At 29.3% G+C, this 22,984-nt stretch carries 21 protein-coding genes; 19 read left to right on the top strand and 2 right to left on the bottom strand.

The features are described from left to right. The first annotated feature begins 37 nt into the window (after positions 1–37). From nadD to ACX0KU_RS14490, 5 genes are read left to right on the top strand one after another with little or no spacing between them, the layout of a single operon-like run. Positions 38–640, top strand: a complete 603-nt coding sequence (nadD, locus tag ACX0KU_RS14510) for a nicotinate-nucleotide adenylyltransferase (protein ID WP_472990682.1) — start codon at positions 38–40, stop codon at positions 638–640. A gap of 15 nt (positions 641–655) precedes the next feature. Further along, positions 656–1,225, top strand: a complete 570-nt coding sequence (yqeK, locus tag ACX0KU_RS14505; RefSeq protein WP_472990681.1) for a bis(5'-nucleosyl)-tetraphosphatase (symmetrical) YqeK — start codon at positions 656–658, stop codon at positions 1,223–1,225. An 11-nt stretch (positions 1,226–1,236) separates the two neighbouring features. After that, positions 1,237–2,505, top strand: a complete 1,269-nt coding sequence (locus ACX0KU_RS14500; protein ID WP_472990680.1) for an LCP family protein — start codon at positions 1,237–1,239, stop codon at positions 2,503–2,505. 24 nt (positions 2,506–2,529) lie between these two features. Next, positions 2,530–2,913 carry a RidA family protein gene (locus ACX0KU_RS14495; protein ID WP_472990679.1) on the top strand — a complete coding sequence of 128 codons (384 nt, stop codon included), beginning with the start codon at positions 2,530–2,532 and terminating at the stop codon, positions 2,911–2,913. Beyond that, positions 2,906–3,817: an RluA family pseudouridine synthase gene (locus ACX0KU_RS14490; protein WP_472990678.1), complete on the top strand. Its 912-nt coding sequence runs from the start codon at positions 2,906–2,908 to the stop codon at positions 3,815–3,817. Before ACX0KU_RS14495 ends, ACX0KU_RS14490 begins: the two co-directional genes overlap by 8 nt. A 23-nt stretch (positions 3,818–3,840) precedes the next feature. Here ACX0KU_RS14490 and ACX0KU_RS14485 read toward each other — a convergent pair whose 3' ends face one another. Continuing rightward, positions 3,841–5,148: a D-alanyl-D-alanine carboxypeptidase family protein gene (locus tag ACX0KU_RS14485; protein ID WP_472990677.1), complete on the bottom strand. Its 1,308-nt coding sequence runs from the start codon at positions 5,146–5,148 to the stop codon at positions 3,841–3,843. 154 nt (positions 5,149–5,302) lie between these two features. Here ACX0KU_RS14485 and ACX0KU_RS14480 point away from each other — a divergent pair, with 154 nt between their 5' ends. From ACX0KU_RS14480 to holA, 5 genes are all read left to right on the top strand, one after another. Then, positions 5,303–5,965 (top strand): helix-hairpin-helix domain-containing protein, encoded by a 663-nt coding sequence (locus tag ACX0KU_RS14480; RefSeq protein ID WP_472990676.1) that lies wholly within the window; start codon positions 5,303–5,305, stop codon positions 5,963–5,965. A gap of 187 nt (positions 5,966–6,152) precedes the next feature. After that, a complete protein-coding gene (locus ACX0KU_RS14475) occupies positions 6,153–6,392 on the top strand; it encodes a hypothetical protein (RefSeq protein ID WP_472990675.1) in 240 nt (79 codons plus the stop codon). Between the two features lie 146 nt (positions 6,393–6,538). Further along, positions 6,539–9,127, top strand: a complete 2,589-nt coding sequence (locus tag ACX0KU_RS14470) for a P-type ATPase actuator domain-containing protein (RefSeq protein ID WP_472990674.1) — start codon at positions 6,539–6,541, stop codon at positions 9,125–9,127. A 107-nt stretch (positions 9,128–9,234) separates the two neighbouring features. Then, positions 9,235–10,572, top strand: a complete 1,338-nt coding sequence (locus ACX0KU_RS14465; protein WP_472990673.1) for a ComEC/Rec2 family competence protein — start codon at positions 9,235–9,237, stop codon at positions 10,570–10,572. Between the two features lie 37 nt (positions 10,573–10,609). After that, complete coding sequence (gene holA, locus ACX0KU_RS14460) at positions 10,610–11,632, top strand: DNA polymerase III subunit delta (RefSeq protein WP_472990672.1); 1,023 nt, start codon at positions 10,610–10,612, stop codon at positions 11,630–11,632. A gap of 45 nt (positions 11,633–11,677) precedes the next feature. On the opposite strand, the gene rpsT is transcribed toward holA, so the two are convergent. Further along, complete coding sequence (gene rpsT, locus ACX0KU_RS14455; protein WP_472990671.1) at positions 11,678–11,944, bottom strand: 30S ribosomal protein S20; 267 nt, start codon at positions 11,942–11,944, stop codon at positions 11,678–11,680. A gap of 289 nt (positions 11,945–12,233) precedes the next feature. Here rpsT and gpr point away from each other — a divergent pair, with 289 nt between their 5' ends. From gpr to dnaJ, 9 genes are all read left to right on the top strand, one after another. Beyond that, positions 12,234–13,208: a GPR endopeptidase gene (gene gpr, locus ACX0KU_RS14450; RefSeq protein ID WP_472990670.1), complete on the top strand. Its 975-nt coding sequence runs from the start codon at positions 12,234–12,236 to the stop codon at positions 13,206–13,208. Between the two features lie 56 nt (positions 13,209–13,264). Next, a complete protein-coding gene (locus ACX0KU_RS14445) occupies positions 13,265–14,356 on the top strand; it encodes a stage II sporulation protein P (protein ID WP_472990669.1) in 1,092 nt (363 codons plus the stop codon). 51 nt (positions 14,357–14,407) lie between these two features. Continuing rightward, the gene (locus tag ACX0KU_RS14440) at positions 14,408–14,827 is read left to right on the top strand and encodes a hypothetical protein (protein WP_472990668.1); all 420 of its coding nucleotides are present in this window, start codon (positions 14,408–14,410) and stop codon (positions 14,825–14,827) included. 96 nt (positions 14,828–14,923) lie between these two features. Beyond that, positions 14,924–16,729, top strand: coding sequence for a translation elongation factor 4 (lepA, locus tag ACX0KU_RS14435; RefSeq protein ID WP_472990667.1), 1,806 nt, complete (start codon positions 14,924–14,926; stop codon positions 16,727–16,729). A gap of 33 nt (positions 16,730–16,762) precedes the next feature. After that, positions 16,763–17,893, top strand: coding sequence for a radical SAM family heme chaperone HemW (hemW, locus tag ACX0KU_RS14430; RefSeq protein ID WP_472990666.1), 1,131 nt, complete (start codon positions 16,763–16,765; stop codon positions 17,891–17,893). A 204-nt stretch (positions 17,894–18,097) separates the two neighbouring features. Continuing rightward, positions 18,098–19,147 (top strand): heat-inducible transcriptional repressor HrcA, encoded by a 1,050-nt coding sequence (hrcA, locus tag ACX0KU_RS14425; RefSeq protein WP_472990665.1) that lies wholly within the window; start codon positions 18,098–18,100, stop codon positions 19,145–19,147. 11 nt (positions 19,148–19,158) lie between these two features. After that, entirely contained in the window at positions 19,159–19,800 is a 642-nt protein-coding gene (gene grpE, locus ACX0KU_RS14420) for a nucleotide exchange factor GrpE (RefSeq protein ID WP_472990664.1), read from the top strand. A gap of 47 nt (positions 19,801–19,847) precedes the next feature. After that, entirely contained in the window at positions 19,848–21,689 is a 1,842-nt protein-coding gene (gene dnaK / locus ACX0KU_RS14415) for a molecular chaperone DnaK (protein WP_472990663.1), read from the top strand. 98 nt (positions 21,690–21,787) lie between these two features. Then, complete coding sequence (gene dnaJ / locus ACX0KU_RS14410; protein WP_472990662.1) at positions 21,788–22,927, top strand: molecular chaperone DnaJ; 1,140 nt, start codon at positions 21,788–21,790, stop codon at positions 22,925–22,927. Positions 22,928–22,984 lie beyond the last annotated feature (57 nt).

Below are 22,984 nucleotides of genomic sequence, written 5' to 3'. Positions count from 1 at the left end.
ATTATAATATAATAAAAGACATAAAGGCTGGTGATAAATGATGAGAAAGGGCATATTTGGAGGAACTTTTGATCCGATACATAATGGACACTTACACATTGTATATGAGGCTTTATATAATTTAAATTTAGACAAAATTATATTTATGCCTTCAGGAAATCCACCACATAAGACAGATAAAGTTATTACTGATGCATGGATAAGATATAAGCTTATAGAAGAAGTAATCAGAAATGAGAAAAGATTTGAAATTAGTGATTATGAAATATGTAAAAAAGGCTTGAGTTATACATATGAAACTTTAAGGTATTTAAATAAGTTAGAACCCGATACTCAGTGGTATTTTATTACTGGAGTAGATTGCCTAATGAATTTATATACTTGGAAAAATATACAGGGAATATTAAATAGTTGCAAATTCGTGGTTTTCAGTAGAAATGGTTACAATAGAGAAGATATTTTAAGACAAAAGCAAGAAGTAGAGAATATATATGAAAAGGAAATAATTTTTTTAGAATTGCCTATTCTTGATATTTCTTCTACTAGTATAAGAGAAAAAATTAAGTGCGGAAAAAATATAAGTTATTTATTGCCACAAAAAGCAGAAATGTTAATTGAAAGCATGAATTTATATAAATAAAGTGGGGGAATGGATATGTGGACAGAAGAAAAAATGATAGAGTATTTGAAAGAGAATCTAAAGGATGCTAGAGTAAAACATAGCCTAAGAGTTAAAGATACAGCTATTAAGTTAGCAGAAATATATGGAGAAGACGTAAAAAAGGCTACAATAGCAGCGATCATACATGATTGTGCAAAATACGTAAATTTCAAGGAAATGTTAAATATTATAGAAAAATGTGGATATAATAATATTGAAGCAGATACTCAGATAAAAGAGATATTACATGCTCCGGTGGGGGCTTACATAGCCAAAATAACTATGGGAGTACAGGATGAGGATATTTTAAATGCAATAACATATCATACTACTGGAAGAAAAAATATGACTTTATTAGAAAAGACAATTTATCTTGCAGATTATATTGAGCCATACAGAAATTTTCCAGGAGTTGATGAGGTGAGAGAAATGGCATATAAAGGAGAATTAGATAAAGCGCTTTTGTTGTCGTTTAACAAAACTATAAAATACATAATTGAAAAAGGGCAACTTTTACATATAAATACTGTGGAAGCTAGGAATCATTTACTTCAAAATAGATAGGTGGAAACACTATGGTGAAAAAAAGAAAAAATATATTTAAAAGAATAGTATTAGCTCTTTCTACCATGATGATTTTTGTGATTGTAGTTGGAGGTGTGTATTTTTATCAAGGTCTTTCCAGGTTAAGTGACGGTGCAAAGAAAATCGATAAAAAAATAAATGGAAGTAGTTCCATGATAAAAAATGCTATTCCTGAAGAAGATGAGGAAAATAAAAGATCTATAAATATATTAGCTCTGGGAGTAGATACGGGTACACCAGGAGTAGAAGATAAAAATGATCCTAAAAGAACAGATACTATGATATTGCTTCACTATAATGGTGAAATAGATGAAATAAATGTGGTATCAATTCCAAGAGATACATTAATAAGACTTAATGGAAAAAATATAAAAATAAATTCAGCTCATGCTGTAGGTGGAGTAGAATATGCAGTAGATGCAGTTGAAAAGCTATTAAATATAGACATAGATTACTATGGAAAAGTCAACTATGAAGGATTTAGGAAACTTATTGATTCTATTGGAGGAGTAGAAATGAAGATAGAACACAATATGAACTATGATGATCCTTCTCAAAACTTACACATTCACTTTAAAAAAGGTGAAATTGTGAATTTAGATGGAGTAAAAGCAGAACAATTTTTTAGATGGCGTAAAAATAATAATGGAACAGGGCTTGCTGATGGAGATTTAGGAAGAATAGAAAATCAGCATATGTTTATGGCAAAACTTCTTGAAGAACTAAAAAGTCCTTGGATCATTCCTAAAATACCTACTATATTTATGACAGTGCCAAAGTATTGTGAAACTAATATGAGTGCAGATGAAATAATTAAATATGGATTTTACTTTATAAGAGCTAGGGGTGTTAGTATGGAAACACTAAAAGGAGAGTCCCAGTATTTAAAAGGCATATCGTATTTTATATATGATAAGAATAGTAATAAAGAAATATTAGATAAAATTTATGATGAAAATGATAATATAGTAGAAGAAAATATAAATAAAAAAGATATAAAAATAAAAGTGCTAAATGGAACTAATAAATCAGGATTAGCATCTAGTTATAGAAAATATCTTCAAAGTAAGGGGTATAGTAACATAAAAATAGGAAATACCAGTGCCTCAAAGAAGAGCACAATTCTGATTAACAATAGTTTTAATAAAAAACAACAAAATTATATCAAAACTGATTTTAAAATAAATACTTCAAAAAATATTGATAATAATAATGAGGATTTTGATATAATAGTCATGCTAGGTGAAGATAAGAAATAATTTAAATAAGTAAGGAGAAATAATATGACAAAACAAATAGTAAACACAAAGAATGCACCATCAGCAATAGGACCATATTCACAAGGAGTTATAGTTGGAAAACTACTATTTACTTCAGGTCAAATCCCTCTAGATCCATCAACAGGAGAACTAATTAATGATGATATAACAAAGGCAACAGAAAGAGTTATGTTAAATATTAAAGCTATATTAGAAGAAGGTGGAACAAATCTAGATAATGTAGTAAAAACTACAGTTCTTCTAAAGAATATGGATGATTTTGATAAGGTAAATGAAATTTATGGAAAGTTTTTTGCTGAAAAACAACCTGCAAGATCTTGCTTTCAAGTGGCGAAGCTTCCAAAAGACTCTTTATTAGAAATAGAGGTAATAGCTACAATTGAATAGTAAAAATAATAATTTGGAATTTAATGTGAAAAAAGAAGAAGAAGGTCTTGCACTTAGTGAATATTTAAGGAATGTTGGAGAATTATCTAGTAGATTCATTAAAAAAGCTATAAGAGAAGGAAGAATAAGTGTTAATAAAAATATTGAAAGACTATCCTATAAATTAAAAGTTGGAGATATAATAGAGGCACAAATTAATAGAGAAGAAGAACAGAATATAATTCCGGAAAAAATGGAACTTAAAATAATATATGAAGATAAAGATATAATAGTAGTAGATAAACCTAAAGGAATAGTGGTTCATCCAACTAAACGACATTTTTCAGGAACTTTATCAAATGGATTATTATATTATTTCAAAGAAAAAGGTGAAAATAGTATAGTGAGACTTGTAAATCGACTTGATATGGATACTTCAGGGCTAATATTAGTAGCTAAAAATTCTTATAGTCATATGGCTCTTTCAAGAGACATGGTGAAAGATGAATTTGTGAAAAGCTATTTAGCTGTTGTTCATGGAAATTTTGATGAAAAAAGCGGAGTAATCGATAAACCTATATATAGAGTTGGGGAAGGCACTATAAAAAGAATAATAGATGATAGAGGACAGAGAAGCATAACTAGATTTCAAGTTATAGATAATTATAATGATGCAGATCTAGTTAAGTTAACTCTTGAAACAGGCAGAACTCATCAGATAAGAGTACATCTTAGCAGTATGGGTCATCCTATCTTTGGAGATTCTATATATGGAGAAGAAGAGGTAGAATATATTGATAGACAAGCTCTACATGCATATAGGTTAGAATTTCCACATCCAACTAGTAGAGAAATAATAAAGTTAGAAAGTCAAATACCAGAAGATATTGCAAGTTTAATAAAAAAATTAACTGTTGTGCATTAATGCATAACAGTTTTTATCTTTAATTAATCTTTATCTCTATATCTTTGAGTATAAATATCTCTAATTAATTTATTTTCTCTATTTCTTTTCCTGTGAATTCTATTTCGTCTAATTCTTAATGCCATAACTAAAATAGCTAGTGTAGAGAAAATAGACAGTATAATTCTAAATATGCTATTAAATATATTATTAGATTCCTCATTAGAATCGCTATTTAAAGATAAAAATGTAGATTTAGTTGAATAATCTTCTCCGCTAGCTAAGTCTAAGGTGCCAATTTCTTTATTATTATAGGTTATAGAAGCAGTTAAGATCTTATCTCCTCTGGAAAAAGAATCTTTACTTATGTCTTTTGAATTAATAGTGAATTCAGGTGTTGAAGGATTATCTTTAGATTCAACATAATAAAAATCATCAGCTGCTAAAAGAGGGAGTTTAATAGTATCAGTTACATTAAAATTTCCTAATAAATCACCTTTAGAGCAGAAGGTCTTTAAAGTGAAGTTTTCAAAACCATAATCAAAAAGCTTTCTAACGTCAGACCAATAAGTCTTCTTAGCGTCGTGAAGTAATACAGCTATAAGTTTTTGACCATTTTTAGAAGCTATAGCAACATAAGAATGTTTAGACTGCACGGTGTAACCCGTTTTACCACCTTCACAACCTTCATAATAGTAAATAGAATTTTTTTGCAGAAGTCTATTTTCGTTAGATAGAGGGCGTCTTTTTTCACTTTTATTTGTAGGTTCAATATAATACATAGGAGTTGTAGCAATTTCTATAAATTCAGGATGTTTGGATAATTCTTTCATTATTATAGCTAAGTCTTTAGCTGTAGTTCTATGATTTTCATCATAAAGACCACTAGGATTTACAAAGTTTGTATTAACGGCTCCGAGTTCAGAAGCTCTTTTATTCATGAGAGCGGCGAATTCCTCAACAGAGCCGGATATATGTTCAGCTAGTGCTTCTGCTACATCATTAGCTGATCGCAAGAGAAGAGCATGCAATAAATCTTTTACTTTAAACTCTTCATCTTCGAATATGTATATTTTACTACCGTCTGCAAAGGGAGGTTTTTTACCAACCTTAACTATATCATCCAATTTACAATTTTCAAGTACCATAAGGGCTGTCATAATCTTAGTGGTTGAAGCCGGAGGATACTGGACATCTATATTTTTAGAATATAAAATTTCACCAGTTTTTGCATCCATTAATATGATTCCATCAGCTGATATATTAGAAATGGAATCCTTTGCAAATGATTTATATGACAATAAGGATAACGTTAATACAAATATTAGCATGAAATTTATAAGTCTACGCATAAACTACCTCCTTGTTATTATACCAATAGTATACCAAAAAAAGAGAATTATATCAAAGATAATCACCTTTATAAATATTACAAATGTAGGTTATTATTTTTAAAATAATGGCAAGAATTTTAAAAACATACCTTATATAATTTGGAGGTTTATCATGGAAAAGAAAGAAAAACTTATTGGGTCTATTGTAATGATTATAGGGTGTATAGTATTTTTAATTATAGGGTATACCTTATCACAACCAAGCAATAAGAATGAAAAGGATGTATTAGCTAAAAATAATACAAATCTTAAAAGTATGGAGAATAAAGTTATTGTAGATAATACCAATATTGAAGATTTAAAAAGCATTATGGTAGAAATTAAAGGGGAAGTAAAAAATCCAAATGTTTATACCCTAAACTATGGGAGCAGAATATATGATTTAATTAATAAAGCTGGAGGATTTACAGAAAAAGCAGATACTATGAATATAAATTCTTCTATGAAATTAAATGATGAGGATTGTATAATAGTCTATAGTAGAGAACAAGTTTATGACATGAATTTTAGTAATACAACTCTTCCTAGCAATAAAATAAATACAAATTTAAGTAAAAGTAATTTGACAGGAAGTTCGAATGATAAAATAAATCTTAATAGGGCAACAAAAGAAGAATTGATGACTTTGCCCGGTGTAGGTGAGGTAACTGCTCAAAAAATAATAGATTACCGACAGGAAAAAGGTGGATTTTTATCTATAGATGAGTTGAAAAACATAAGTAGAATAGGAGATAAAACCATAGAGAAATTTATAGATAAGATAGAAGTTAGGTAGATATAATATATAATAGAATAATCAATTTTGAATTAAGTGTATAAAAATGTTATAATACTGTTTATCCGAAGTGGAATAGCGATGTTTAAGCTTAAGATGGAGTGTAAAGACTCTAAAGAAAGCCAAAGCTATGTTTATGCTAAAAATAATTGGATATAAAATGAAAAGGGTAAAGGAGAATAATATTATGGAAGAAATGTTAGAAAATATTAGACCTATTCAAAAAGTTACATTTTATAGTAATACTCAAGAACAGTTAGGAGTAGAAGTTAACTTAACGAAAGGTAAGGAGTATGAAGTTTTAAGTGTAAGAATGCCTGCTCAGTATGAGATTAAGCCAGCAGTTGATAATGCTATGTTATTTTTAATAAAGGATGATTTAGGAGAGAAACACTATTTTCTTTCAAATTGTTTTAGAGTTAAATAAATAAGTATAAATGAGCCTAATAAGGGCTCATTTATACTTTCTAGATTATTTATAAAATCTATGGCAAAGATTGGCTAAAGTATATTTTTCCATAGACGACTATATTTATAGAATTTATAAGTGAAAATAAGTGAATGAGGTTTTTTATGAAAGCTTGGTATAATAGTAGTTGGAATGATGTAGTTAAAGAATTAGATATAGACATTAAAAAAGGTCTTTCAGAAGAAAAAGTTCAAGAGAACAGATCAATATTTGGAGAAAATAAAAGTATAGATTTAAAAAGTAAGAGTTTTATAAGGATATTTATCAAATATATAACAAAATTATATTCTTTAAGTGGAATGGGGACAGTTTTATTACTAAGTTATATTAATGAGTATTCAACTGCCTCGATTCTATTAATCTTTATTTTGGCGTCTTCGATATTTTTTTCTGTAAAGGACTTTAATAATGAAAATAAGATAAAACATATAACAAAAATTACACCTAATAAGGCTTTAGTAATTCGAGCTGGTAAAACAATTAGCATTAATGCTGAGGAGCTTGTGGTAGGAGATATAGTATATTTAGAAAAGGGAGATATTGTACCAGGAGATTTAAGACTTATAGAGTGTACGGATTTAAAAATTAAAGAGTCGGCAATTACCGGTAATAATGAAATAATAGAAAAGTATGAAACCAAAATTGAAGATAAAGAGATATCTTTAAGTGAAATGAAAAATATAGCATTTAAGTCCTCTTTTGTAATTGAGGGAAGAGGTAAAGGGGTAGTAGTAGAAGTAGGAAGCACTGCTCAAATAGATGATATAATAAAGGGTCTATTAGAAGCAAACTATATTAAAAGTGAAGTTCAAAATAGTATTTTCAAATTTGTAAGTAAATTTTCTTTGATATGTATAGGTTTATCTATTAGCGTATTTATTTATAATATATCAATAGGAGAGAGCTTAAAAAAGGCAATAGATTTAATAGTTCTTTGTTATTTAATTTTAGTCCCGATTGAACTTATACTAACTATAAGTATACTTTCTTTTATAATTAAAAAGCTTATGGATAGAAGAGGTGTAAAAATTGAAGGACTGTTTTCTGTTGAATTATTATCAAGTGCGAATATTGTGTTTACTGATAAAGTAGGTACATTCTCAGAAGAGATTATGTATGTAGATAGTTTCTATACTAACTCTAAGCTCATAGAGTCAAGTCAGGAAGAGATTGAAGAAGATAAGGATAATTTGGATAGAATCATAAGTATAGGATTATTATGTAATGATTCTAAAATAAACTCTGAAATAGAAAGAGAAAATTTAATTGAAAAAGCAATTATAAAATATGGATTACAAAAAAAAATAGATAAAATGGTTTTAGATAAAGAACAAGTAAGACTTTTTCAAATACCTTTTGATATGGATAAAAGAATAAAGACTACATTGAATAGAGTGGAAGATAAGTATAGAGCTAATGTAATGGGAGTTGTAGATAAATTATTAGATAGATGTACTCATATCATGAAAAATGGTATAGAAGTAGAACTCACTGCTAAAGACATTGTGGATATAAAAGATGGGGACCTGTATCTATCTTTGAAATCATTGCGAGTTGTAGGAGTGGCATATAGAAATTTTACCTATCAACCTAGTATTAATGAGAATATAGAGAGTAATTTAGTTTTTGTGGGACTTATAGGATTTGAAAACCCAAGTAAAGATAATGTTCAAGAAATAATAGAATATTGTAAAACACTGGCTATACGCCCTATAATAACAACCGAGGATAACAAAATTGCAGCTCAATCCTTTGGAAAAAGAGTAGGTATATTGAATAAAAATGACCTAGTACTTTCAGGTGTAGAGATGGATAATATGAATGAAACTGAACTAGAAAAGTTTGTTGAAAGAGTAGGAATATATTCAAAGATAACTCCGAAACATAAGTGGCAAATATCCTCACTATTTAGTAAAATAGGATATAATCTGGCTATTACAGGAAATAAATTTACTGATTTACCTAGTTTTAGAGCAGCATACATAGGTATAGCTATGGGGAAGGAATGTACTGAAATAGCAAAGAAATTAGGAGATATATTTGTAAGAGATAATGATTTCTTAGGATTAGTATCTTTAATAGAGGAAAGCAGAAATATTATACAAAGTATAAAAAAGATAATAATATTTAATCTTATATCGATTTTAATAGAATTTTTATGTATAATAGTTTCTTTAGATTTGACAGGTAAGAATATAGCTGATTTAATATTTTTTATACTATTAAACTGTATAACCACTACTATGGGTTCTTTAATAATATTTATGCAGAGAAATAATAATGAAAAAAAGAGATACGAAAACTTTAAGCTAAATATAAAGTTGGCTAAAAGCATACCATCAGGATTTTGGATGTATATGTTATTTAAATTAGCTATAATACTCTTAATGTCATATATGTCTAATACTAATGATTTAATATTAGCTAAAAATAACTTTTTCATAATCTTAAATTTTAGTTCTATGATTTTAGTTTTTTATTTTGCTCATCTAAAAGATGTACTTAGAAATAAAGTTTCTATATTAATAATTACAGTTAACATTATAATTTTATCTATATTAATAAAGATAAATTACTTTAGTTATAGTTTTTATATAAAGAATATAATTTGGAATCTAAAAATACTAATACCTTTGTTAGTTTTACAAACCTTTGTATTAAAACTTTCAAAGGGAATGGGTAAAAGAATATAGTACTGATTACACCTCATCAAATTTGGATAAAATTACATGATGAGGTGTATTAATTTGCCCTAAAAAATATGTTTATAGATGAAAGTATAATAATATAGGAGAAATATATGAGAAGACCTATAGTTTACTATGCAATAGCTATTTATATAGGATGTTTTTCTGTTATAGTTTTTGAGTTTTCATATCTAATGGCTATGCTTGTAGTTTTGTCATTTTTAACAGTTGTTTATATTTATGAAGATATAAAGAGCTTTAGTTTAGTTTGTAGTTTTTTTATAGTAGGATGTATGAGTTGTTTTATTTATTTTAATTTAGATATAGGATATAATGCGGAGTTTAGAATTTTAGAAATGAAAAGGGGATATTGCAGTGCTAGTTATAAGGGGAGAGTGGTATATTTAGAGGGGGAACTAGAGGGAATAAGGCAAGGAGAGAGGATTGAAGCTGTAGGTAAGTTTCAGGAAATAAGAGACTATTCAAGAGGAAACGTGGGTAGGTATTATGTTGAAAACTATACTAAGAAAAAAGAAGACCTTATTACTAAACTTTACTCCTTTCGACATAAGTTATATATAGAATATAGTGAAGCGCTAGATTCTCAGAAGGGTGCTGTAATAATGGCCTGTTGTTATGGAGATACGAAATATTTATCCTATGAACAGAAAGATAATTTTAATAAGTTAGGAATATCTCATATCATTAGTGTATCGGGATTTCATGTAGCTATAGTATATAAACTACTAGAACGTATATTTGGATTAAGAATAGCATTAATAATTTCAGGAATATACATGATTTTTACAGGGAGTAAAGCATCTACAGCACGTGCCTTTATAATGATACTAATTTTAAAGATGTCTAAGTTAACCTATAGAAACTATGATAGGATTTCCTCTTTGAGTTTAGCTGCGTTGATACTACTTTTAGTGAAACCTTATTATGTGCTTGATATTGGATTTAATTTATCTTTCTTGGCAACGATAGGCATTATTTTATATAATAAAACATTGCAAAGGAGATTATATAAATTACCTAAGAGTATAAATGAATCCTTGAGTATTACACTTAGCTCTCAGATTTTTTCAATGCCTTATGCAATGTGTACACTTAAAAATATAAGTATGTTTTTTATTCCGGGAAATTTAATATTAGTACCTTTATACTCCATTGTAGTGATTTTAGGAAATGTAGGGATTCTTATTTACAAAATTAAACCTTTATTAAAAATTCTTACTTATTTTTTATATTTAATATTAACTATTCTCGATGGAGTAATATATACTTTGATGAAAATAGCTCCTTCAGTAACTGAATATAACCTTTTCTATGGAATTTGCATGATTGTTATGTTTATATCTTTTGTCTTTGTTAAATATGGATATAGTAAAGTTAAGTATTTTCCTATACTTTTGTTTTGTTTAATATTAATGTACAACATGGTATAATATTAAATATTATTTAATTACAACGGAGGAAAATACTTTGATTGATGTTTCGACTTTAAATGATAAATTCAAAAAGAATGAATATAGCAACTGCTATGTTTTTTGTGGCAGTGATGAACAAAGTATCAAGGAAACTATAAAGACGATTATAGACAAAAATATAAGCAAAGATTTTTTGGATTTTAATTACGTACAGTTAGATGGATCTACTGTGGATATGAATACAATTGTAAATGCTTGTGAAACTTTGCCTTTTATGAGTGATAAAAAGGTAATTATAATTTATAGAGCTAATTTTCTTAAAGATAAAATGGATAAGGGATCAGAAAAACTTTCAAAGGAAGTTATTGATTATATAAAGACCCTTCCAAAAGAATGTATTTTAATAATGTATTATATCTTTGAAAATGATAGAGAAAAAGAGAGTTATAAGTTGAAGAAAATAAATAATACCGCTTGTGTAGTTAAGTTTTTAAAATTAAAAGGAGCTATGCTACAAAAAAAAGTAGAAGAAATTTTTCGAAAGAAAGGAAAGGGTATTGCGAAGACAGAATTATCATTATTTTGTAGTAATGTAGAAAATAATATGGATATTATAGAAAATGAAGTTGAAAAACTTTATTGTTATACTTATGGTAGAGAAATAACAGCTAAGGATATTACTGAACTTACTAGCCTAAAAAGCGACAATGATATTTTTAATTTGGTAGATTATATATCAGAAAAAAAACCTCAAAAGTCTATAGATATTTTAAATGAATTAGTTTTTAAGGGAGAGTCTATAACCACTATTTTGAGAATGATACAAAGGCAATTTAAATTAATTTTTGATATAAAGCTCGAAGCAGAGAGAGGTAAGAGAAAAGAAGAACTGGCAAAAGAACTTAGGCTTCACCCATATATATGTGAGAAGATGATGGTGCAAAGTAAAAAATTTACTATAGACCAACTTAAAAATAGTATGGAATTGTGCTTAAATACAGAAAAACTTTTAAAAAGCTCTACAGTTAATTCGAAAATGGAGATGGAGCTTTTAATTATACGGACAGCAACTATATAAAAAAATATAAAAAATAAAAACCGGTGTCTGCACCGGTTTATTTCATTAAGCGCTTAATCCATTTAATTTAGCAGCTAGTCTTGATTTCTTTCTTGCAGCTTTATTCTTATGTAAGATGCCTTTAGCTGCAGCCATGTCTAAAGCTTTTACAACATTAACATATGAAGCTTTAGCTTCTGTTATATTATTGCTAGCAATAGTAGCCTCAAATTTCTTTATTATTGTTTTTAATGATGATTTAATCATTTTATTTCTAAGTGTTTTAGTTTCAATGATTTTTATTCTCTTTTGAGCTGATTTTACGTTTGCCATCTCATTTTCACCCCCTTGTTATTTTGGTAGGGTTAAGCAGCTTTGGGGAATTCGTAATTGAATTGCCTTACTCAACAAATGATATTATAGCATTATTTACTAAGCACTTCAAGTAGAAAATTTGTAAATTTTAATAAATACATATATATGGAAAAAAACACATTTTATTCAATTTTAACAGATGTTTTTTAAAAACATATAGTTGTCCTTAATTATATATGAATTATTAATTTGAAAATAGCTAAAAATATTGCTAAAGAAATAATGAAATATGAAAGGGAGAGAATATATGTATAGTGTGAGGACAGATTTAGCAGTAGAAGCTAAAGAAATATATGAAGAACAGACAAAAGAGCAAATATTAGGTGTAAAAGTAGAAGAATACTTTGAGAGTGGAATGAAAATAGTTGATGTAAATATATTAGATGATGTAGGAGAGAGAAATATGGGAAAACCTGTAGGTAACTATATTACTATAGAGCTACCCGAAAATGTAAGTTATGATAGAGATATTATGGATGATGTGAGTAGAGTTTTTGGTAAAACATTATCAGATATGGTAAAGGTAGATAAAAGTATGACTGCACTAGTAGTGGGGCTTGGTAATTGGAATGTTACGCCAGATGCGCTAGGACCTAAGGTTATATCTAAAATGATGGTAACAAGGCATCTAAAAGAACTTGTTCCAGATCAGATAGATGAAGGTATAAGACCAGTATGCGCCTTATCACCAGGTGTATTAGGATTAACAGGCATAGAGACGGGAGAAATTATAAGTGCGATAGCGGATAAGATTAAGCCTAATTTAATAATTTGTATTGATGCATTAGCATCAAGAAAAACAGAGAGAGTAAATAGAACAATTCAAATAGGAAACACAGGAATTTCTCCAGGTTCAGGAATAGGTAATAAGAGAATGGAAATAAGTGAAAAAGCTTTAGGGATTCCTGTAATAGCTATAGGAATTCCAACTGTAGTTCATGCAGCTACACTAGCAAATGATACAATGGATTTAAGTCTAGACGCATTAATAAGTCAATCATCAGAGGGTAGCGAATTTTATAATATGCTAAATTCTTTAGACAGAGAGGAAAAACAAAAGTTAATAGAAGAAGTACTGTATCCTCAGCTTGGAAATATGATTGTAACTCCAAAAGAAATTGATTTAGTTATTGATGTAATGTCTAAAATTATAGCTAATGGCATAAATATTGCTCTTCAACCAGCATTAGAACTTGATGATATAAATAGATATATAAATTAGTAATAATATAAAAGTGATCTCTCATATAATATAGAACAAACAAGGGAGGGATCATAGTGAACTTAGAGAAAAATGATAGTTTTAATTACAAGAGTATACTAATACTTATTTTATTAGGAGTAGCACTTACTATAGTACTATTTGGCAGTATTAAGAATATTCTAGGCAAAGAAAAAACACTACAAGCTAGAGTGTATAATGAAATTTTAGCTTATAATATTCCTGTAATAGGTTTAAAAAATGCTAAAGAATTAGGGGATGGGGAAAATTTTTTAAAAGAAAGCATATTCAACTTGTTAGGAATTGGGGATAGTTACTTAGGGATAGTTGGAAGGGAAATAGCTTATATAGATAGTAATACATATAATAAGTTACCGATAAATCATATGGCTCAAGGAAGAGCTGATGAATATGGAGTTGATAGGTTTTTATTAAATGAAGATCAAGTATATGAGGAAGAGAATATAAGTAAGGGTGATGGAAATATGAACTCTGCTCCAACTTTCACTCCTGAACTTAAAAAAGAGATGACAACGAAGCCAGAGGTGCTTATATATCATACTCATACATGTGAAAGCTATGCCCCGTATGGAACTAATAGTCAAGACATGAATAAAAATATAACCGTAGCAGGTGAAGAGTTGAAAAAGGAGTTAGAGAAGTATGGAGTATCTGTAATACATGATATTACTATACATGACATTGCAAGCTATAATGATAGCTACGAAAGATCTAGAGTGACTTTAAATAAATATTTAGAGCAGTATAAGGATTTTAAGCTAATAATAGATTTACATAGAGATTCCGTAGAAAATAAAAAGGCAGTTACAACTATTATTAATGGGGAAAGTGTAGCAAGATTTTCTTTTGTAATGACAAAAAAAAATCCACACTATGAAAATCAAATTAAAGTTGTAGAAAAGATTAGAGGAATATCTAATAAGTTATATCCTGGGGATAAGTCTTCACCAAGTTTGAATAAAGGAACCTTTTACTATAACTATGGAAGAAAGTATTATAATCAAGATACTAGTAGTAATGCAATTTTAATGGAACTAGGTTCTCATATAAATACAATGGATGAAGTAAAAGCATCTGGAAAATATATAGCAAGAATACTCGCAGAATATATTAATGGAAAAAATTGAATAAAATCATTAAAAAAGTACATCCTTATATATAGTAGGAGGTGCTTTTTTATGCGCAAATATAAAATAGTTTTTTTTATAACTCTAATTTTAATAGTTATTGGTTTGTGTAGAGTAAATCTAAATTTAAATAGACAAATATATTCCACTATAGCTGGAGATATTAATAATAGAAGTATGGTATATAACCAAGATGAAAGCTCCTGGAACCTCGATCATATGGAAGATATATTAACTTATCCTGAAAAGTATAATATAGGAGGAGTAAATGAAGACAAAAAAAGCAAGGCTAATGTGCCTAAGATAAGGATTTTATATAATAATGAACCTTTTGATTTTAGAATAGATACAAACAAGTATACATTTTTTGTAAATAATCAGATTTTATATAACTTAGGAAATACAGTTAATAACTTAATAAATAGATTTAGAAATAAAACAGTTAAGGTGTGGAATGTATTTGAGGGTTAAAGATTTATATTACAATAATAGTTATTGTTGACATCTAACTAGAATATTGTGATATAATTTAATACGATTTATTACGTGCGATGGGGGTAAAATAACATGCAGAACGATAGAAAAAAATATATAAGAAATTTCTCAATAGTAGCGCATATTGACCATGGTAAATCTACACTTGCAGATAGATTGTTAGAGACCACTGGAACATTAACCAATAGAGAAATGGAAAATCAAGTACTTGATAATATGGAATTAGAACGTGAAAGAGGAATAACAATAAAATCTCAAGCTGCAAGATTGGTCTATAAGAGGGATAACGGAGAAGAGTACATATTAAACTTAATTGACACTCCAGGACATGTTGATTTTAATTACGAAGTTTCAAGAAGTTTAGCAGCTTGTGAGGGAGCTATTCTTGTAGTTGATGCAACACAAGGTATACAAGCACAAACCTTAGCTAATTGCTATCTTGCATTAGATCATGACTTAGAGGTTGTACCTGTTATAAATAAGATAGATCTACCAAGTGCAAGACCAGATGAAATTAAGCAAGAAATAGAGGATGTTATAGGAATTGAAGCACAAGATGCACCTTTGGTTTCAGCGAAGACGGGCTTAAACATAAAGGATGTTTTGGAAGCTGTAGTAGAAAAGGTACCAGCTCCAACTGGGGACGAAGAAGCTCCACTAAAAGCTCTGATATTTGATTCCTATTATGATAGTTATAAAGGAGTAGTTTGCTACGTAAGAATTAAGGATGGAACTGTAAAGAGTGGAACAAAGATTAAGTTTATGGTAAGTAAAAAAGAATATGATGTAACAGAAGTAGGAGTATTTACTCCAGGATTTTTACCTATGAAACAGTTAAGTGCTGGAGATGTTGGATATATAACTGCATCTATAAAGAACTTAAAGGATGCCGCAGTAGGAGATACTATAACTGAAGCTCTAAGACCAGCAGATGAACCATTAGAAGGATATAGACCAGCAGTTCCAATGGTGTTCAGTGGTATTTATCCTGTTGACGGAGCTAAGTATGACGAATTAAAAGATGCATTAGAAAAACTAAAACTAAATGACGCAGCGCTTTCCTTTGAACCAGAGACGTCTATTGCACTAGGTTTTGGATTTAGATGTGGATTCTTAGGGTTACTTCATATGGAAATAATACAAGAAAGAATAGAAAGAGAATTTAATCTTGATATTATAACTACAGCTCCATCAGTTATATATAAAATATATAAAAGAGATGGAGAATTAATAGAGATTACAAATCCTACAAATCTACCAGATCCTACAGAAATCGAAAATATGGAAGAACCTATAGTAAAGGCATCTGTAATAACTCCTTCTGATTATGTAGGTGCTGTTATGGAATTGTGTCAAAGTAGAAGAGGTACTTTTATAGATATGGAATATATAGAAACAACAAGGGCTGTGATTAAATATTATATACCTCTAAATGAAATAATATATGACTTTTTTGATATGCTTAAGTCAAAGACTAGAGGATATGCATCCTTAGATTATGAACTAACAGGATATACTAGTGCTAAACTTGTTAAGCTTGATATGCTGTTAAATGGAGATGTAGTAGACGCGTTGTCTATGATAGTTCCGGAAGAAAAAGCTTATCAAAAAGGAAGAGCAATTGCAGAGAAGCTTAAAGAAGTAATTCCAAGACAAATGTTTGAAGTTCCTATTCAAGCAGCTGTAGGTGCAAAAATAATAGCTAGAGAAACTGTTAAGGCAATGAGAAAAGACGTACTTGCAAAATGTTATGGTGGAGATATTTCTAGAAAGAAAAAGCTACTTGAAAAGCAAAAAGAAGGTAAGAAGAGAATGCGTCAAATTGGTAGTGTAGAAGTGCCACAAGAAGCATTTATGTCAATTTTAAAGGTTGATTAATATATTTATTACATTAGAATGGAGCTTTTAAACATGGATAAGGGTATTTCATTATATATACATATTCCATTTTGCAAGCAAAAATGTTTGTATTGTGATTTTCCTTCCTTCTGTGGTATGGAAAGTCAAATGATAGACTATGCAAAGGCACTTTCTAAAGAAATAGACAATATAGGAGAAGAAACAATAAAAACTATATTTATAGGTGGGGGAACTCCCACCTATTTGTCTTTAGAGGGATGGAATATAATAGGAAAAAGTATTCATAAACTTAAAAAAAGTACTGATTTAGAGTTTACAGTAGAAGGTAATCCGGGAACTTTTGATATAGATAAACTAAGATTATTAAAGTCTATTGGAGTAAATAGAATTAGTATAGGATTGCAAGCATGGCAAAACATACACCTTAAAAATTTAGGGAGAATTCATACTAACGAAGAGTTTGTAGAAAGTTTTACAATGGCAAGGAAGGTTGGATTCGAAAATATAAATATAGACTTAATGTTTGGAATTCCAAATCAAAACCTTCAGGAATGGAAGGATACATTGAATAAAGTTACGGAATTAAATCCAGAACATCTATCTTGTTATAGTCTAATAGTTGAAGAGGGAACAGAGTTTTTTAAACTATATGAAAGAGAAGCTCTAAGTTTACCTGAAGAAGATTTAGAAAGAGAAATGTATTGGTATACCTTAGAATTTTTAAAAAATAGAGGATTTAATCAATACGAAATATCAAACTTTTCCAAAGAAAAGAAGGAATGTAAGCATAATTTAGTTTATTGGAACTTACAAGAATATATTGGTTGTGGTGCATCTGCACATGGTTATAGAGATTGTATTAGGTATAGAAATGAGGAAAAAGTTGAAGAATATATAAGGTTAATTAATGATAAAGAAAATGCTGTTGTAGAAAAAAAGAAAAATTCAATAGAAGATGATATGGAAGAATATATGTTTATGGGACTTAGGAAAATAAATGGGGTTTCCGTTGATGAATTTTACCATAGATTTAAAAGTTCTATACATCATGTATATGAAGCAGCTATTTTATCTAATAAAAATAAAGGACTATTAGAAGAAAATAAAGGAAGATTATTTTTATCACCTAAGGGAATAGAGGTTTCTAATGTAGTTATGAGTGATTTCATGATAAGTAATTAGAGATTAAACATAATGATATGAAAAAAAGAGAAACTAAAAGAAAATAAAAAAAAACTGGGAATATTTGATTAAAATGAATTAATTACGTATAAAATATGATATTGACAAAAAAATAGTAGAGTGATAACTTTAAGACGTAGTCGTTAGCACTCACACCTATAGAGTGCTAATAAATGAGGTGATTGATTGAATAATTACTTTAATATGGATGAAAGAAAAATAAAAATACTTCAAGCTATTATTCATGACTATATAATAACTGGTGAACCAGTAGGTTCTAGGACAATTGCTAAAAAGTATGATTTAGGCATAAGTTCAGCTACTATAAGAAATGAAATGTCTGATTTAGAAGAATTAGGATTTATAGAACAACTTCATACTTCTTCGGGCAGAAAACCTTCGGATAAAGGTTATAGATTATATGTAGATAAAATGATTCATCTACCAAAACTAACACCTGAAGAAGAATTAATGATTAAAAAAGAATTAATTAACGAGGCTTTGTATGAAGTAGATAAGATTGTTAAAAAAGCTATAGCTTTGCTTTCGGATCTTACAAAGTTAACTTGTGTAGTTAGGCCTCCATCAGTAAGAAGCAGTTCTATTAAGGTCATCCAACTTTTAAACATAGATAATAATATTTTAGCTATTATCGTAACTCAAAATGGAATTATTAATAATAACATAATTAGAGTTAATAAAACCATAAGTCCAGATATGCTTCAGAAAATATCAAATGTGTTAAATAAAAAACTTGTAAATTTAACAATACAAGATATAAATTTAGAAGTAATAAATGATCTCAAAATTGGACTTAGAGGATATGAAGATATTTTTCAAGCAATAATTTCTGCTCTTTATGAGGCTTTAAGCAAAGCTGATAATAATGAAATCTATTATGAGGGTGCAGCAAACATATTTAACTATTCGGAGTATAATGACGTTGAAAAAGCAAGGCAATTTTTATCCTTAATGGATGATAAAGATACATTAATGAAATTATTTAACAACGTATATGATGTAGCAACCTATGATAAGAATATTTCTATTAGTATTGGAAAAGAAAACTTTATTCATGATGCGCAAGACTGTAGTGTAGTTTCGGCAGTTTATTCTCTTGGGAATCAACCTCTAGGAACTATAGGAGTTATTGGACCAACAAGAATGCAGTATTCTAAAGTAATATCTCTTTTAACTGAGCTAGTAGGAATTCTTAATAATAACATAGGTCAAATATATATTGATGATAAGTAAGAGGTGAAGATATGATAAGTGATGAAAAGCTAAAAGAATCTAAGGAAAAAGAGGGAAATATGAGTAGAGAAAATGAAGGCTTTAGAGAAGAAACTTTAGAAGAAGCAGAAGTGAATGAAGATATGGAGTTTGAAGAATTAAAAGAAGAAATCAATTTAGATGATGAAAATAAGGCTAATGAAACAGAACTATTACACATTGAAAATAAAAGATTAAAGGATGAAAATAAGAAATTATATAATGAATCAGAAGCTTTAAAAGATAGATTTTTAAGAATGAGTGCTGAATACGAGAATTTCAGAAAGAGAACAGAGAAAGAAAAACTTTCTATATATACAGATGCTTGTGCAGATGTTTTAAAACATATGTTACCTGTATTAGATAACTTAGAGAGAGCAATGTCAGCGGAAGGAAATGCTGATGACATTAAAAAAGGAATAGAGATAACTATTAGACAATTTAATGAGGCATTACAAAAACTTAAAGTTGAAGAAATACATTCAACTGGAGAATTTGATCCTAATTATCATAATGCTATTATGCATATTGAAGATGATAGCTTTGGAAAAAATGAGATAGTTGAAGTTTTTCAAAAAGGATTTAGAAGAGATGATAAAATTCTTAGATGTAGTTTAGTCAAAGTAGCTAACTAATCTAAATCATAATATAAAATACTTATAAAAATTAGGAGGTAAGTAAAATGGCAAAAGTAATAGGTATAGACTTAGGAACAACAAATTCATGTGTTGCAGTTATGGAAGGTGGAAACTCAGTAGTTATTGCAAATGCTGAAGGAGCAAGAACAACACCATCAGTATTAGCTTTTAAGGATAATGGAGAAAGACTTGTAGGACAAGTGGCAAAAAGACAAGCAATAACAAATCCAGATAAAACAATCATGTCAATTAAAAGACATATGGGAACAGATTATAGAGTAACAGTGGAAGATAAGAAATATTCACCAGAAGAAATTTCTGCAATGATTCTTCAAAAGTTAAAAGCAGATGCAGAAGCTTATTTAGGAGAAACTGTTACTGAGGCTGTGATTACAGTTCCAGCTTATTTTAATGATAGTCAAAGACAAGCGACTAAAAATGCAGGTAAAATCGCTGGACTTGAAGTTAAGAGAATAATAAATGAACCAACAGCAGCAGCACTTGCGTATGGTCTTGATAAAATGGATACAAATCAAAAGATATTCGTATATGACCTAGGTGGAGGTACTTTTGACGTATCAATATTAGAACTTGGTGATGGAGTATTTGAGGTTAAGTCAACAAATGGAAATACTAAGCTAGGTGGAGATGATTTTGACCAAAGAGTTATGGACCATATAGCTAATACTTTCAAAGCAGAAAGTGGAATAGATCTAAGAAATGATAAGATGGCTCTTCAAAGATTAAAAGAGACAGCAGAAAAAGCTAAAATAGAGTTATCTTCATCAACTAAAACAAACATAAATTTACCATTTATAACTGCAGATGCAACAGGTCCTAAACATATAGATATGGATTTAACAAGATCAAAATTTGATGAATTAACTGCAGATTTAGTTGAAGCTACAATTGAACCAATGAGAAAAGCACTACAAGATGCTGGACTATCAATTAATGATATTGATAAGGTTGTACTTGTTGGAGGATCAACAAGAATACCAGCAGTTCAAGAAGCAGTTAAAAAGTTTACTGGAAAAGAACCTTCTAAGGGAGTTAATCCAGATGAAGTTGTAGCTATGGGTGCTGCAATACAAGCAGGTGTTTTAACAGGAGAAGTAAAAGATATTCTTCTTTTAGATGTAACACCACTTACACTTGGAATTGAAACTATGGGAGGAGTAGCTACTCCATTAATAGAAAGAAATACAACTATACCAGCAAGAAAGAGCCAAATATTCTCAACAGCAGCAGATAACCAAACATCAGTGGAAATTCATATAGTTCAAGGTGAAAGAAAAATGGCTGGAGACAATAAGACTTTAGGTAGATTCCAATTAAGTGATATACCACCAGCACAAAGAGGAATTCCTCAAATTGAAGTAACTTTTGATATGGACGCAAATGGTATACTAAATGTTTCAGCGAAAGATAAGGGAACGGGAAAAGAAGCGAATATTACAATTACAGCATCAACGAACTTAAATGATGATGAAATAGAAAAAGCTGTAAAAGAAGCTGAAAAGTTTGCAGCTGAAGATGAAAAGAGAAAAGAAGAAGTAGAAGTTAAAAATAATGCAGACTCATTACTATACCAAACAGAAAAAACTTTAAAAGAACTTGAAGGTAAAGTAGAAGGTGAAGATAAGAGCAAAATAGAAGAAAAATTAGAAGCTCTTAGATCTGTAAAAGATGGAAGCGACATAGAAGCAATTAAAAAAGCAACAGAAGAATTAACAGAAGCATTTCAGGCAGTATCAGCTAAGTTATATCAACAAGCTGGACCAGAAGCAGCTTCAGATATGAATGGAGCTAATGCAGAAACAAATAATGGACCTAAAGATGATAATGTAGTAGATGCTGATTTCAAGGTTGAAGAAGATAAATAACTTGTGTATACTTAAAAAGGCATATAATTAAGGGATGGTTTATTAGCCTTCCCTTAATTTAAGTTTGAAAAACAGAATTAGGTGGTGAATTTTAAGGGATGGCTAATAAGGATTATTATAGTATTCTTGGAGTAGAAAAGGGAGCAAGTGATGAGGAATTAAAAAAGTCATATAGAAAGCTTGCAATGAAGTACCATCCTGATAGGAATCAAGGAGATAAAGAAGCTGAGGAAAAGTTTAAAGATATAAATGAAGCATACCAAGTTTTATCTGATCCTCAGAAAAAAGCTCAATATGACCAATTTGGAACTACTGACTTTAGTGGTGGATTTGGAGGAGCGGGAGGCTTTGATTTCTCGGGAATGGGAGGTTTTGAAGATATATTTGACTCTTTCTTTGGAGGAGGATTTTCTTCGCGTAAGAGAAGAAATGGTCCAGAGAGAGGAGCGGATCTTGAATATACTTTAAATTTAACTTTTGAAGAAGCAGTTTTTGGAATTGAAAAGGAAATATCCATTTCTAAAAATGAAAAGTGTGAAACTTGTGATGGGTCTGGAGCAAAACCAGGTACAAGTTCAAAAACTTGTGATAAATGTGGTGGAAGCGGTCAAGTTAGATCACAAAGGAATACACCACTTGGAAGTTTTGTCACTACTAATACTTGTGATAAGTGCAGAGGTACAGGTAATGTTATAGAAAATCCGTGTTCAACTTGTCATGGAAAAGGAACTACGAGAAAAAATAAAAAAATAAAAATTAATATCCCAGCAGGAGTGGATACAGGAAACGTATTACCACTTAGGGGGCAGGGAGAGCCAGGAAAAAATGGTGGACCAAATGGAGATTTATATATAAACATTAGAGTAACACCGCATAAATTCTTTACGAGAAAAGGCTTTGATATATATATTGAAGAGCATATTAGTTTTGCAAAAGCTACATTAGGTACTGAGATTAAAGTTGCAACTATTGATGGAGATGTAAAATATACTGTTCCTTCTGGTACACAGCCGGGAACTGTGTTTAGACTAAAAGGTAAAGGAGTACCTAGAGTTAACAGTCACGGTAGAGGAGATCAGTATGTTAAGCTTATTGTAGATGTTCCTAAGAGCTTAAATGAAAAGCAAAAGGAAGCATTATTAGCCTTCATGGAAGCAAGCGGAGAAAAACTAGCAGAAGGTAGTGAAAAGGATTCTAAAGAATCTTTGGTTGATAAAATAAAGAAGAACTTTATGTAGAAAAAACTTGTTTCTCTCTATTGAGGGAAACGAGTTTTTTAAGTTTGTTTACAACAA

The sequence above is a fragment of the Clostridium sp. X genome (assembly GCF_055755365.1).
Note: the sequence above shows the minus strand (reverse complement) of the source record. Positions and strands in the feature narration are given on the sequence as shown.

Excerpts from the sequence above, each read along its gene's own strand:
- nadD (WP_472990682.1), top strand. The coding sequence starts at position 38 with ATGATGAGAAAGGGCATATTTGGAGGAACTTTTGATCCGATACATAAT.
- yqeK (WP_472990681.1), top strand. The coding sequence starts at position 656 with ATGTGGACAGAAGAAAAAATGATAGAGTATTTGAAAGAGAATCTAAAG.
- ACX0KU_RS14500 (WP_472990680.1), top strand. The coding sequence starts at position 1,237 with ATGGTGAAAAAAAGAAAAAATATATTTAAAAGAATAGTATTAGCTCTT.
- ACX0KU_RS14495 (WP_472990679.1), top strand. The coding sequence starts at position 2,530 with ATGACAAAACAAATAGTAAACACAAAGAATGCACCATCAGCAATAGGA.
- ACX0KU_RS14485 (WP_472990677.1), bottom strand. The coding sequence starts at position 5,148 with ATGCGTAGACTTATAAATTTCATGCTAATATTTGTATTAACGTTATCC.
- ACX0KU_RS14480 (WP_472990676.1), top strand. The coding sequence starts at position 5,303 with ATGGAAAAGAAAGAAAAACTTATTGGGTCTATTGTAATGATTATAGGG.
- ACX0KU_RS14475 (WP_472990675.1), top strand. The coding sequence starts at position 6,153 with ATGGAAGAAATGTTAGAAAATATTAGACCTATTCAAAAAGTTACATTT.
- ACX0KU_RS14470 (WP_472990674.1), top strand. The coding sequence starts at position 6,539 with ATGAAAGCTTGGTATAATAGTAGTTGGAATGATGTAGTTAAAGAATTA.
- ACX0KU_RS14465 (WP_472990673.1), top strand. The coding sequence starts at position 9,235 with ATGAGAAGACCTATAGTTTACTATGCAATAGCTATTTATATAGGATGT.
- rpsT (WP_472990671.1), bottom strand. The coding sequence starts at position 11,944 with ATGGCAAACGTAAAATCAGCTCAAAAGAGAATAAAAATCATTGAAACT.
- gpr (WP_472990670.1), top strand. The coding sequence starts at position 12,234 with ATGTATAGTGTGAGGACAGATTTAGCAGTAGAAGCTAAAGAAATATAT.
- ACX0KU_RS14440 (WP_472990668.1), top strand. The coding sequence starts at position 14,408 with ATGCGCAAATATAAAATAGTTTTTTTTATAACTCTAATTTTAATAGTT.
- lepA (WP_472990667.1), top strand. The coding sequence starts at position 14,924 with ATGCAGAACGATAGAAAAAAATATATAAGAAATTTCTCAATAGTAGCG.
- hemW (WP_472990666.1), top strand. The coding sequence starts at position 16,763 with ATGGATAAGGGTATTTCATTATATATACATATTCCATTTTGCAAGCAA.
- hrcA (WP_472990665.1), top strand. The coding sequence starts at position 18,098 with ATGGATGAAAGAAAAATAAAAATACTTCAAGCTATTATTCATGACTAT.
- grpE (WP_472990664.1), top strand. The coding sequence starts at position 19,159 with ATGATAAGTGATGAAAAGCTAAAAGAATCTAAGGAAAAAGAGGGAAAT.
- dnaK (WP_472990663.1), top strand. The coding sequence starts at position 19,848 with ATGGCAAAAGTAATAGGTATAGACTTAGGAACAACAAATTCATGTGTT.
- dnaJ (WP_472990662.1), top strand. The coding sequence starts at position 21,788 with ATGGCTAATAAGGATTATTATAGTATTCTTGGAGTAGAAAAGGGAGCA.